Origin of the sequence: Halarcobacter sp., assembly GCF_963675975.1 — a bacterium.
Lineage (GTDB): Bacteria > Campylobacterota > Campylobacteria > Campylobacterales > Arcobacteraceae > Halarcobacter.
In genome coordinates, this window is sequence record NZ_OY780939.1 from 2,362,492 (window position 1) to 2,376,394 (window position 13,903).

12 protein-coding genes are annotated in these 13,903 nt (G+C 28.9%); all 12 read right to left on the minus strand.

What is annotated here, in order from left to right; translation table 11 throughout:
• Window position 1: 1 nt before the first annotated feature.
• Window positions 2-1,054, minus strand: a complete 1,053-nt coding sequence (locus ACKU3H_RS11610; protein ID WP_320034024.1) for a tyrosine-type recombinase/integrase — start codon at window positions 1,052-1,054, stop codon at window positions 2-4.
• Between the two features lie 107 nt (window positions 1,055-1,161).
• Complete coding sequence (gene cheB, locus ACKU3H_RS11615; protein WP_320034025.1) at window positions 1,162-2,241, minus strand: chemotaxis-specific protein-glutamate methyltransferase CheB; 1,080 nt, start codon at window positions 2,239-2,241, stop codon at window positions 1,162-1,164.
• A 12-nt stretch (window positions 2,242-2,253) separates the two neighbouring features.
• A complete protein-coding gene (locus ACKU3H_RS11620; RefSeq protein WP_320034026.1) occupies window positions 2,254-2,934 on the minus strand; it encodes a chemotaxis protein CheD in 681 nt (226 codons plus the stop codon).
• Complete coding sequence (locus ACKU3H_RS11625) at window positions 2,931-3,773, minus strand: protein-glutamate O-methyltransferase CheR (protein WP_320034027.1); 843 nt, start codon at window positions 3,771-3,773, stop codon at window positions 2,931-2,933. The genes ACKU3H_RS11620 and ACKU3H_RS11625 overlap by 4 nt, the downstream gene beginning before the upstream one ends.
• A 6-nt stretch (window positions 3,774-3,779) precedes the next feature.
• A complete protein-coding gene (locus ACKU3H_RS11630) occupies window positions 3,780-5,909 on the minus strand; it encodes a chemotaxis protein CheA (RefSeq protein WP_320034028.1) in 2,130 nt (709 codons plus the stop codon).
• 16 nt (window positions 5,910-5,925) lie between these two features.
• Window positions 5,926-6,294, minus strand: a complete 369-nt coding sequence (locus tag ACKU3H_RS11635) for a response regulator (RefSeq protein WP_320034029.1) — start codon at window positions 6,292-6,294, stop codon at window positions 5,926-5,928.
• Window positions 6,295-6,371: 77 nt separating this feature from the next.
• Window positions 6,372-8,552, minus strand: coding sequence for a polyribonucleotide nucleotidyltransferase (locus ACKU3H_RS11640; protein ID WP_320034030.1), 2,181 nt, complete (start codon window positions 8,550-8,552; stop codon window positions 6,372-6,374).
• Between the two features lie 5 nt (window positions 8,553-8,557).
• Window positions 8,558-9,205, minus strand: a complete 648-nt coding sequence (locus tag ACKU3H_RS11645; RefSeq protein WP_320034031.1) for a phosphoribosyltransferase family protein — start codon at window positions 9,203-9,205, stop codon at window positions 8,558-8,560.
• Between the two features lies 1 nt (window position 9,206).
• Window positions 9,207-11,318, minus strand: a complete 2,112-nt coding sequence (locus ACKU3H_RS11650; protein ID WP_320034032.1) for an LPS-assembly protein LptD — start codon at window positions 11,316-11,318, stop codon at window positions 9,207-9,209.
• The gene (locus ACKU3H_RS11655) at window positions 11,311-11,739 is read right to left on the minus strand and encodes an RDD family protein (RefSeq protein ID WP_320034033.1); all 429 of its coding nucleotides are present in this window, start codon (window positions 11,737-11,739) and stop codon (window positions 11,311-11,313) included. The genes ACKU3H_RS11650 and ACKU3H_RS11655 overlap by 8 nt, the downstream gene beginning before the upstream one ends.
• Window positions 11,740-11,755: 16 nt before the next feature.
• On the minus strand, window positions 11,756-13,024 hold the full coding sequence (gene purD / locus ACKU3H_RS11660) for a phosphoribosylamine--glycine ligase (RefSeq protein ID WP_320034034.1): 1,269 nt from the start codon (window positions 13,022-13,024) through the stop codon (window positions 11,756-11,758).
• A gap of 243 nt (window positions 13,025-13,267) precedes the next feature.
• Window positions 13,268-13,903: a uroporphyrinogen-III synthase gene (locus ACKU3H_RS11665; RefSeq protein ID WP_320034035.1), complete on the minus strand. Its 636-nt coding sequence runs from the start codon at window positions 13,901-13,903 to the stop codon at window positions 13,268-13,270.

The window sequence follows — 13,903 nt, forward strand, 5'->3', positions numbered from 1 at the left end:
TTTAATCTAAAAGATTTGTTGTAGCCTTTAATCTTTCTTTATCAAAATGGGTATAAATTCTTGAAGTATTGATATCAGCATGTCCTAATGCTTCTTGAACTAGAATTAAATCATGATGTTTTTGATAAAGTAGGGTAGCAAAACTATGTCTTAACATATGTGCTCCATTTTTTTCTTTTCTAATCCCTGCACTAATTAGTATGTTTTCAACAATTCTACTTACATATGCTTGAGTTAACCTATTTCCTTTTTTATTACAAACTAAAAGATCTTCACAAGTTCTAATACTAAGCCAATTTTGTAAATCGTTTTCTATAATTTTTGCTTTTATCATTACAACTCTAGGTTTATTTCCTTTACCTCTTACTTGTAAAATATATACATCATCTTCTCTAAAGATATCTTTTGTTCTTAAGTTTAGCATTTCGGAAACCCTGATGCCTGTATATATTATGATTTTTAGTATTAATCGGTTTCTATATGCAGTTTCAATTGAAAACTCATAACTATCTATAGCATCTAGAAATCTATTGATTTCTTCTTTATTCATAAATGCAGGTAATTTACTTCCAGATTGTCCTCTCAATCCACCCCAGTTTTTTAGTTCTATTTTAAATAAATAAGAGTTTCCTTCATTTGTTTCATTTTGTTTATCAATATAAGAAAAAAATGAAAGCAGGGCAATTCTATGGTTCTTTTTTGAAGCATCAGATAATCCACTTGTACAACTTGCAAGAAAATCACTTAAAAGCTCTTCATCAATCTCTTTCATAGATGCTAAACCTAAATTGTTTAAAAACTCATATAATTTTACTAAAGGATTAAAATATGTGTTAACACCAGACAAACCTATATTTCTTGCACTTTTTACAAGTAGTTTTAATTCATCTATAGAATCTGTTCCTTTTACAAGATTTTGTATTATAGAAGCTAATTTTTCTTTGTCCAATACATTTGAGTTTGATAAGGTAGTTAATTTATTTCTAATAAATCTTTCTATCCAAAAAAGTAACGTTTTATCAAATGTATCACAAAAGTCTAAATCATATCTCATAAAATCCCTTTAGTATATATAGTGATGATTATAGCATAATTTTATTATATTAGTATTGAAAACTATAATTTTCAAACTAATTCATATATAAAGATAATAGAACTCTATTATCTCTTTCTACCTTTTGAATAATCAATGATATATTCAGCAATATCATCTAAATGAACAATATCTTTAATTGCTCCTTTTTGAATCGCTTTTGCAGGCATTCCAAAAACCACACAGCTTTCTTCATTTTGAGCTACTGTATATGCACCATTATCATGTAACTCTTTCATAGCAATACTACCATCATCACCCATACCTGTCATCATTACAGCCATAGCACTACTACCAACAACATTATTTACAGATCTAAACAATACATCAACACTTGGTCTGTGGTGACTTACTTTAATTGTATCCAATAGTTTGGTTTTATAAGATCCAGCTGCACCTTTTTCTATAGTTAAATGCATGTTTCCTGGTGCTAAGTAAGCATGACCTTTTTCTAATGTCATACCATCTGTTGCCTCATGAACTGTAAGTTTTGAGTTTGAATTTAATCTTTCCGCAAAAGATTTTGAAAACCCATATGGAATATGTTGTGTTATAACAATAGGAGGAAGGTCACTTGTTAAAGTCTTAAAGACCTTTAACAATGATTCAACACCACCAGTTGAGGAACCAATTGCAATTACTTTTGGCCCACCTAGCCTTGCTGGCATCGATTTTATTACTTCATCAGGATGAACTTTTCTATCAACCTCTTTTGCTTTTGTACTTGCAACTTTTTTGATAGGTTTTGGTTTTTTTAATGTGTATCTTTTTAAAAGAAATGTTAGATTTAATAAATTGTCTTTTATTCTTGACGCAAATTTAATCATCGACTCACCATTTTCTGGCTTATTTATAAATCCAACTGCGCCATCATCAAAAATGTCATTTCCCCTAACGCCCTCACCTGAAATTACAACAGCTGGCATAGGATGTAAACGCATAAGGTTTCTTAAAAATGTTACACCGTTCATTTTTGGCATATTAATATCAATTGTTACTAAATCTGGTTCGTATTCTTTGATTTTTTCTCTTGCATCATAGGCATCTTTTGCTTCTGCAATAACTTCAAACTCATCAATTCCATTAATCATATCTTTAATAATTCTTCTCATTGATGCTGAATCATCTATAACTAAAACTGTATACATACAAATACCCTATTAAAATAATTCAATTTCCATCTCTTGACCAGTATCAACTTTTTCAGCACCAAATAAATCAACACCACCAACATATTCTTTGATAACTGGAGCTTTTGTAATCTCTGTTTGTAAGGCTTTTTCTTCTTTAAGAATTTTATTATCAGTTTCAGATTTTTGAGTTACTTTAATAAAAGTTTGAAAATCATCTGCAAGAAGAATCAATCTACCATGTTCTCCCCTTGTATGTTCACTTACTAATTTAAAACCTTCAGATTTACAAAAATCTTTTGCAAATTCAACATTTCTGTGCCCTATTGAATTTATTTTGCTTATATTTAACTGCATGATATCAGCACCACCTGAAATCTTTGCACTCATATTTCTTTTGTCACAACCTAATTTATACATCTCATTTAGCATTGCTTCAACTGAATATAAACCATACTTCATGTCATCATTAGTACTATTAGTTGTTGGTAATAAAAAATGATTCATTGCTTTGATTTTTGTAACTGAATCATAAAACATAATAGCAACATAAGAACCAAGTAGAGTTTTAAATGCAACTTGCTCTATATCTTTTCCAACAGCAAACTCTCCACCAATTATGGTATGGGTATTATAACCCTTAGTTTTTTGTGTAAATCTTGATATAGATGCTTTTTCGATACTTCCATCTTTATGTCCAATAATAATCAATAAAAATCCTTTGTTTTTATGAAAATATTTTGCCCTATTCTATCCACATAACTTATTAAGTCTTGTGGATTTTCTGAATGTCCAAGATATAATGTCCCACCTATTTTAAGATGTGAAAATAGTTTTTTAAGTATCTTATTTTGATCTTCATTTGAAAAATAAATAAGCACATTTCTGCAAAATATTACATCAAAATAGTTTTTGTTATAAGGATAAGATTTATCATTTAAATTCATTACTTTAAAAGTCACCATTTTTTGTAATTCTGGTTTTACTTTTATAAGTATCTCTTCACTAGCTAAAGTTTTTTGTACCCTTTTTTTAAAATATTTTTGAGGTTTAATCCAAGAAGGAAACTCTTTAGAAGACTTAGAGTATCTATAAACTCCATTTGCTGCATATTGTAGAACATTTGTATCAATATCTGTAGCTAATATTGTAGCATTTATATTTCTTCCACACTCTTCTGCTGCTTCAAGTATAGTCATTGCCATAGAATAAGGTTCTTCTCCTGTTGAAGAAGCAGAACAATACAATTTAATTTGATTACCACTTTTAGCAAATTCAGGAAGAACTCTATTTTTTAAATCTGTAAAATGAAAATCTTCTCTGAAAAAATGTGTTTTGTTAGTAGTAAAAGAGTTGATAAACTCAATAGTATGTTCACCCTCTTCTACTGCATCTAGTAACTCTTCAATGTCACCAGCGTATTTTGTGTCTCTTTTTAATTTATGCAGCCTATTTGCTATCATTATATCTTTATTTTCTGATAGCGTGATTCCAGTTAAAGAGTAAAGTATCGACTTTACTCTATCGTGTAAATGTTTATTATCGCTCATTCAGCCTCAAGATGCTCTTTGTTGCATCATATTTATATCTTTTTCTATTTTTGTTTGTGCATTAATAATACCTAAAACATCAAGAATAAGACCAATACTACCATCACCTCTAACTGTAGCAGCACCAATACCCTCTACACTTCTAAAGTTTTTGTCAAGTGGTTTTACAACTACTTGGTGTTGATTTAAGAATTCATCAATTGAAATTGCAACTTTTTGAGTACCTGATTTAACAACAATTAGCATACCCTCTTCTAAGTTATCAAATGTTGGTTCTACTCCAAACAGTTGATGTAATCTTACAACAGGAATAAATTCTTCTCTTAACATTAATAAGTCTTGTGAACCATCACCAATTTTTTTAATCATATCAGGAGTTGGTTGTAAAGATTCTACAATTGAACTTAAAGGTAAAATATATTTTTGATCACCAACAGCAATATCTAATCCATCAAGTATTGCAAGAGTAAGAGGAAGCATAATTGTAATAATTGTACCTTTTCCTAATTCTGTATCAAGTTTAATTGCACCACCAAGTTTTTGAATATTTGTTTTAACAACATCCATTCCAACACCTCTACCAGAGATATCAGTAATTTGATCTGCTGTTGAAACCCCTGCTCCAAATACAAGCATTGCTTTTTCATTTGTACTCATTGTATTATATTGATTTTCATCAATTTGACCTTGGTCTAAAGCTTTTTGCGCAACTCTTTCTGCATCAATACCTTTACCATCATCTGCAATTGTAATAATCATTTGACCATTAGCTTGTTCAGCTGATATTGTTATTGAACCAACCTCTTCTTTTCCGCTAGCTTTTCTTACATCAGGTGTTTCTAAACCATGATCTAATGAGTTTCTAATAATATGCATTAAAGGATCTGTTAAACCTTCAATCATAGCTTTATCAATTTCAACACCATCACCATAGTGTTTAAATTCAACTTTTTTGCTAAGTTTTTTAGAAATATCTCTAACTACTTTAGGGAATTTTGAATAAATTGATTCCATTGGTACCATTCTAATACTCATAATAGAATCTTGCATATCTCTAATATGTCTTTCTAGTAATTCTAATCTTTCTAGAACAGCATTTCTTGTTTTAGTCTCTTCAATCGTAGATGAAAACTGAGTAAGCATTGCATTAGTAATAACTAAATCCCCAACATTATTCATTAGTAAATCAATTTTATCTAGATTTACTCTAATATTATTAGATGCTGAAGTTTTCTTCTCTTCTCTAGGAGGTCTTTTTGATGCCACAGGTTTTTTTGCAGCTGCAGATGCTGGTGTAGGTTTACTAGGTGCAGCTGCTTTAGGAGCTTCAGCTTTTTTAGGCTCCTCTTTCTTAACTTCTTCTTTTTTTATTTCTTGTTTTTGATCGGAGTTATTAGCTTTTAATTCTGCATCTGGTGTAATGCTTGGCATATCATCAAAGAAACCAAAATCATCATTTTCATCATGAGTAAGTACAGGAGTATCTTCTGTTGCTATTAATTTATCTAGTTCCTCATCAAAGAAACCATAATTATTATTTTCAGATTCATTTCCTATCTCATCATCTTTGAAGAACCCATAAGAAACATTAAATTTACTATCATTTATATCTGAATCATACAAGCCAATACTATCATCAGAAGTAGATACTGTTGGAGTGTTACTATTTTCATCTACTTCTATACTATTTTCTTCTTCTAAAGCTGGTGTTTCGGCAGCAGTATCAGGAGTTTCACCATTAATGTATGCTTTAATGATAGTTAATAATTCAGCTGTCATCTCTTCAAAAGTTTCTCTAGTAAGTTCTTCTGCAACTTCCATTTCAAGAAGTTCTTTCATAACATCCAAACCATCAATTAAAGTACCCGCCATCTCTGGTATGAATTCAATTTCATGATTTCTAAGTTTGTCCATCATATTTTCAACACTATGTGTAAACTCAGCAAAAAGTGCCAATTCAACAGATGCACCACTACCTTTTAAAGTATGTACATCTCTAAATAATTGACCCATTTCTTCATCAGTTAATGTTCCATTTGTTTCAGCTTCAAGAAGAACATTATCCGCAGATTCAAATAATTCTTCAGCTTCCTCTAGGAACATTTCTCTATATTTAGATATATCAAAACCAGACATGATAACAACCTTTTCTTTATCTACTTAATACTATGTTAACTGCTTTTAATAATTGTTCTGGAACAAATGGTTTTACAATCCAACCAGTTGCACCTGCAGCTTTACCTTTTGCTTTCATCTCATCACTTCTCTCAGTAGTTAATACTAGAATAGGTCTACTTGCATATGTTGGTAATTTTCTTAATTCACCAATAAGAGTTAAACCATCCATATTTGGCATATTTACATCTGTAATAATTAAATCAAATGTAGTAGACTTAGCCTTTTCTAAACCATCAACTCCATCAATAGCCTCAGTTACATCGTTATAACCACCTTCGTTTAATGCATAATTCAACATATCTCTTAACATTGTTGAATCATCCACGATTAAAAGCTTAGCCATAAAAAACCCCTTGTTTTTAATAAAAAAATATTATTTTAACTATATTAACCAAACAAATATTAAATTAACTTTAATATTTAAATCCCACTTGAAGCCAACTCTATACGGTCTTTTTTAACTTTTAGTACTTTAACTTCTATATTATCATCTACTTTTAATACATCTTCAACTTTTTTCACTCTCTCTTTTGAAATTTTTGAAATATGTAATAAACCTTCTCCACCCTTTGGTAATTCTATAAACGCACCAAAGTCAGCAATTCTTACAACTTTTCCTGTTAATACTTCATCAATTTCATAAAGCTTTTCAAAATCTATATTCTTTTTATTATCTCTTCTTGAGTTTGCATTATTTGAAATAGATTTGATATGTTCACAAGCATCTAATACATTTTGTTTATTTTCACCACTTACTTTTACATTACCACTATCTCTATCTAAATCAATTGATACTGAGAATTTTTCAATTATCTCTTTAATAGTTGACCCAGCTTTTCCAATAACAACCATAATTTTACTTGGGTCAATTGCAAATTGTTCAACTAATGGTAAAGCTTCACTAGGGATGATTTCGCTTGCTGCTTCTTCCATTATTCCTAAGATATGTTCTCTACCCTCTTTTGCTTGATATAAAGCTTCTTTTAAAACTGATAATTCAATTCCACCAAGTTTTATATCCATTTGTAAAGCAGTAATACCCTCTTTTGTACCTGCAACTTTAAAATCCATATCACCATCATGATCTTCTAATCCCATAATATCTGTTAATACAGAATAATTGTCACCTTCAACAACCATCCCCATAGCTACACCAGCTACTAGATTTGAAACAGGAACACCTGCTGCTTTTAACGCTAGAGAACCACCACAAACAGTTGCCATAGACGATGATCCATTTGATTCTAAAATTTCAGAAACTAATCTAACTGTTTCATCAAAATCTTTATCAATTGTAGCCTCTAAAGCTTTTTTAGCTAAGTTACCGTGTCCAAGTTCTCTTCTTCCCACACCAAACATAGGTTTTGCTTCACCAACAGAGAAACCAGGGAAATTATAATGAACCATAAAGTTTTCAGTTCTTGTAGACTTTTCCGTTAAAACTTCATACATTTGTCCATCTTTTGAACCAGCTAATGTACCAACAACTAAGGCTTGTGTTTCACCTCTAGTAAATAAACAAGAAGAGTGAGTAGAAGGTAAAATATTTGTATCTATTGTAATAGGTCTAACATCTTTTAAACCTCTTCCATCTGCTCTTACTTTATCATTTACAATCATAGATCTTACTACATCTCTTTTTACTATAGATACAGCTTCATAAATAGTTGAGAATTCAATCTCATTTTCAGTACAAAACTCATCTTTAGAGATTTTCTTAGCTAAATCTTTTAATTCTGTAGCTCTTTCACTTTTTGCTAATTTTTGTAAAGCGAATTTAATATCTTCAAAATATTTCTCTTTTACATAATCAATAACTTTTGTATCAATTGTAAACTCTACTAATTCTACATCTTTAATCTCTTTTGAGATTGATTCAAATCCAATTTCATAAGTTTCATTTGATTCTTTTAATGCATTTTGAGCAACAGAGATTGCATTTACAAGTTCATCTTCAGTCATCTCATTTGTTTTATGTAGTTTACTAAATGCCTCAATATCAACTTCAATCATCTCTTCACTAGAGATTGATTTCATCTCAATCATTAATAACTCTTCTTTTGTTCCAGCTACATATAAATCAAGAGTTGATTCTTCAAGTTGTTCAGTAGTAGGATTTACTACATATTCTCCCTCAATTCTTCCAACTCTAACACCCGATACAGATTTTTTAATTGGTAAATCTGAGCTATATAATGCAGCACTTGCAGCATTTAAAGCTAATACTTGTAAATCTACATTTTGATCTGCACTTAATACAATTACTGTGATTGTTGTAGGATAAACGTAACCTTTTGGGAATAATGGTCTTAAACTTCTATCAATAACTCTAGCAGTTAAAGTTTCAAACTCACTTGGTTTTGCTTCTCTTTTAATAAAACCACCAGGTAGTTTTGCTGCTGCATAAGTTTTTTCCACATATTGAACTGTTAAAGGTGTAAAATCTTCTTCAACAGGGTTGTCAAATTCACTAACTACAGTTGCTAATACAACAGCATTTCCTAATTTCGCTAATACAGAACCATTAGCTTGTTTGGCTACTTTACCAAACTCAAATATTTCTTGTTTTCCATTTAATTCAAATTCACATACTGTTGACATATAATTTATCCTTTATAATCTTTAATTTCTTCATAAGTTACTTCATCTAATTCATCATAATAAAAATCTATTGAAATGAAATGATCTAAATTTTTAACATAATATAAATCATCTGCAATAGATTCAATAGTTTGAATACTCGCTGTTGGAAGTATCGGTATTGCTACTGATACAGATTTTGCACCTAAATGTATTGCTGTTTTAATACAAGCCATCATTGTTAAACTTGTATTTAACCCCTCATCAACTAAAAGAACATTTTTATTTTCTAAGTCTTCTAGTTTTTTACCCCTTCTAAATTTATTTACACAATTTGAAAGTTCATTATCATATATATACCTAGATTTTGAAAATACAAAATCTAAACTAATATCAAATGCCTTTACTAATTCTTCATGTATTACAACCTCTTCACTTTCTGTAACAATTGCAATTTCACACTCATCATTATTTGGTGAATATATTTTTCTAGAGAACATAATATCAAGTTTTGCATTTAATTCACTTGCAACAATTTTTGCTACAGGTAAACCATTATAAGATGTAGAGATAACAATCCACTCTTCAAGCTTCATCTTATTTATAGGCAAAATATCTATAAGTCTATAAGCTGCAACTTCTCTATTTTTAAAATAAATTTTATCAGGTGTCATTTTAACTACCCTCTTCTGTATTATTTGTATCTTCTTTTATTTTATATTGCTGTTTTACTCCACCTAATGGTTTTAAGAATAATTCTATATATAAAATATCTTGTGTTCTTGAGTCTGTATAATTACTAGAAGTCGCAACAATTGCTCTTTCATATTTTAAATCTAAATCCCAGCAACTATCCACAATAGTGAATTTTAATCCTTGTTTAGTTCTAATATCCTCTTCTATATTATAATTAGTATAATATGATAGTTTATATTGATCTGAAAAAGTATATCTAGCTGTTAATGAATAAGATTCTAAATTCTCTTTTCCAGAATTTTGTGTTTCTTTAGACATATAATGTCCAAGTTTTAAATACACATTATCATAATTTAATGAAAAATTTGAAGAGCTTTCAATAATTTTTTTATCTTGATGATTATATAACAATTTATTACTAATTGCACCTAAAAAATAATTATAAGTAATTTCATTTTCAGTATTATCTAATTTAAACTCATCATAATCATCATAAATTAAAGATTGTGTTAATTTATGGTTGATAATTTGTTCATTAGTATCTTTATCATATAAAGATTGATTAATACCAAACTCTATAGTATCTTCATTTCTATTAACAGGAAAAGGACTTAATACAACATCACTATTTGTAATATCGTACAAATCACCCTTTTCAGTAATTGTATGTACATTATTATAGTCTGCAAATAAATTAACTGTATGAACATAATCTTCATAAGGTTTTACTAAATCAGAATTAAGTGAAATTGTTGTTTTTGATTCAGCATAAGTACCATCTTCATAATTACTGTCAGCATTAGAGTAAATAAACTTATTAAAGTTAAATTCTTGTTTAAAAATAATTTTCAAATAATCATCAAATAAAGAGTACGAATAAGATAAAGGAACACTTAATTCGTATTGTTCAGCATTTATCTCTTCATTTCTTTTATGATTTGTATATTTTAAATCTGATGAAACTAATAATTTATCTAAAAAAACAGGTCTGGTATAGGTGTGAGCTTGAAGTTTTGGTAACTCTTGAAGAGTATTACCATTTGAGGTTTTAGATGTATCAATATAGTATCTAAAATATGAACCTAAAAAATAATTTGGTGTATTATATACATAATTTATTTTTGATTCAACTTTTTGAACAATAGAATCATCTTCAGTATTATTTTCCAATACATCATACTCAATATCATTCAAATAATTTATATCCATATATAAACCATCAGAATACCCTAATTTATTAGGAGATAATATATTGTTTCTTACATAATTTAAACCAATACCATAATGACTCTGGTTTGTTAAACCATTTTCTGCTTGATAATCTTCATACTCTTTAAAATACCCTGCACTAAGTTTTAACATAGAATCAATAGAATCAGCATATCTAAAATATCCAAAGATACCTCTACCTCTTTTAAATCTATAATCAGGAATAAATTCAAAATCATAATTATCAGCTGGGGCAATATATATAGGTTGAGAGTAGAAGCCACCTTCATCTTTAGAGTAACCAAAAGTTGGGTACAATAACCCAGTTCTTCTTCTTGTATCTGTTGAAAACCCTAAATAAGGTGCATATATTAAAGGCATCTCTTTTAGATATATTCTTGGATTATAGATATTTATCCATTTATCTTCTGTATCATAATCAGCACTACTAAATCTAATACTCCAATCTGGATCAACACAATCACAACTTGATAAAGTAGCATCTTCTAAAAAGATTGTATCATCTTTTTTTTCAGAATCTTTTGAGCTTATCCATATTGAATTTGATTCTTCAAAATACAAACTAGGTTTTTGATACATATCATCTGTATTTATATCCAAAAATGTATAATTACTTTTTGTTTGAACATTATTATTTTTCAATACAATAACATCATCAAACAACTCAAAAGTACCTTTATTTTTATCATAAATTGCTTTTTGTGCAGTTATATAGTAAGAAGGGGAAAAAGCAACAACATTACCACTAGCAATAATTATGTCATTTTTTGTTACTAAATCATTTGCTAAAATTTGAAACTTTTCCACATCAGCATGTAAAGATACTACTAATATTGCGGTCGCAATTATTTTTTTAAGCATTAACTACTAGTGTCCTTCCTGTTTTATCATGAAATGCTTGTCTACCTTCTGTAAAAAATGCAAAAATAAAACCAATATAAACAAAATATTCACTTGCTATTCTTGATATAGATCTAATTATCGATGAACTTAAAGATACTCTACCAAAATTATAATAATCAATTACTCTAATTTTAAGAACAAGTTTTCCAACTGTTGCTCCATAGTACCACACAAAAAAACTTTGATAAATAAATTTTACAAAAAATACAGGGAAAATCAAACTTGCCAATACATTTGCTAATTGGTCAACATTTGCACTGTTAGTAACTAAAGAATCCCAGAAAATTACGTAAACTAGAATTGTTATAATTAATTCATCTATTAAAAAGGCAAAAATACGTTTTGTTAATGAAGCTAATTCAAGATTTTCGTTATTCATATTCTAAAATATTCTTTTATTTTAAAGCTTGATATGCAATATCAGTTCTACATTTCTTACCAGCAAAATGTACTTGACCACATAATTTGTAAGCTCTATCTCTAGCTTCTTTTATAGACTCACCAAATCCTACACATAATAAAACTCTTCCACCTGTTGCAAAAAGTTTATCATCCTCTTTTTCAACACCTGCATATGAAATATGAGTATTATCTAAAATCTCCTCATCAACTATTTCATCTACAATGATTTCTGCTGGTTCTGAAGAGCCATAAGGATAATTTGCACTTGCCATAACAACAGCAACTCCAAATTGATTTTTAATTTTTATATCTAATTTATCTAATTGTTTTGTAGCACCTTTATAAAAAAGTTCAGAAACAGGAGTTTCTAATAAAGGCATTAAAATTTCACACTCAGGATCACCAAATCTTACATTATATTCTAAAATAATTGGTTCACCATTTACAACCATAACACCTATAAAAAGAACTCCTTCAAAAGGTGCTCCCTCTTTTTTCATACCCTCAAGTGTAGGTTTAATAACTCTTTCTTCAACTTTTTTATAAATATCATCATTTACTAAAGGTGTTGGCGCATATGCACCCATTCCACCTGTATTTGGTCCAGTATCACCATCACCTACTCTTTTATGATCTTGTGCAGCTGGTAATACTTTATAATTATCTCCATCACAAATTGCAAAAATAGATAACTCATATCCATCTAAATACTCTTCAACTACAATTGAAGTTCCAGCATCACCAAATGATTCACCACTTAGCATATCAGAAGCTGCTTCTTTTGCTTCTGCTTTTGTTTGTGCAATAATTACACCTTTTCCTGCACATAAACCATCTGCTTTTACAACTATTGGTTCACTCATAGTATCAATAAAATCATGTGCTTCTTTTTCATTTGTAGTTTCTATAAACGCTGCTGTTGGTATATTATATTTCTTTAAAATATTTTTCATATAAACTTTTGATCCCTCTAATTGTGCAGCTTTTGCACTAGGTCCAAAAATAGTTAAATCATTCGCTTTAAAAATATCAACAACACCATCTACTAAAGGAGCTTCAGGTCCTACAATTGTTAAATCTATATTATTATCTTTTGCCCAAATTGCTAATTCATTATAATCTTTTATATTTATATTTGTACCTAAATTGTCAGTTGCACCATTTCCAGGCATAAAAAAGATATTATGATTCTCTTCTTCTTTTGATATAGCTAACCCTATTGAGTATTCTCTTCCACCACTACCAAGTATTAAAATGTTCACAGATTTTCCTTAAAAAAAGTAATAAAAAATATATATCCAAGTAGTCGTTAACCATCAAATGGCCCTAAAAGCCAACGTTAGCAGGTAAGAACTATGCATTAGGAGCTGAAATACTAAAAAGTAAACGCTACACACCGCGTAACTTACAATTACCCACAAAATAAAAGTATCGGACCCTCAACAATGGAAATCCCGTGCTACTTAGATATATATTATTTTAACTAATTATCTTTAAATTAAACATTAAAAACTATCCACCATCGCAAGTTTTATACACTCTTCAATGGAAGTTTTATCACTAATCTTAAAATCAACATAATCTGGTAAATATTTAGCTGTGGTTTTTCCTATTACAATTGCTTTTAAACTACTGTCCCAAGTATAAGTTTTAAAAAAACATTCTATACTAGAAGGTGAAGTAAATATAATAGTAGAATTCTTTTCTATTTTTTTATTTATATTATCATTACAAATAGTTTTATATGTGATCAATTCATCAATATCTATACCTGATTTTTTTAAAGTTTCAACTAAATTAGATACAACTCTTAAAGCTCTAATATACAAAACTTTTTTATCTTTTAATAAAGGAATAAGTTCTTTAGCAAAGTCATTTCCATGTCCGCTATTTCCTGTAAACTTAACATCTCCACCCTCTTTACTAATAACATCTGCAGTTTTTTGAGCTATTGCATAAGAAGGGATACTTTTCCAATCATTATTAAAAGAATCTAAAGAGTATACAGCGTTTTTTGAAGTAAAAATTAAAGCATCATATTCTTTTAAATCTACATTAGATTTAATATATTCTATTTTAAAAACTTCAATATTTTCAACACTATCATATTTTTGATTACTAAGTAGATATATTTTTGACAT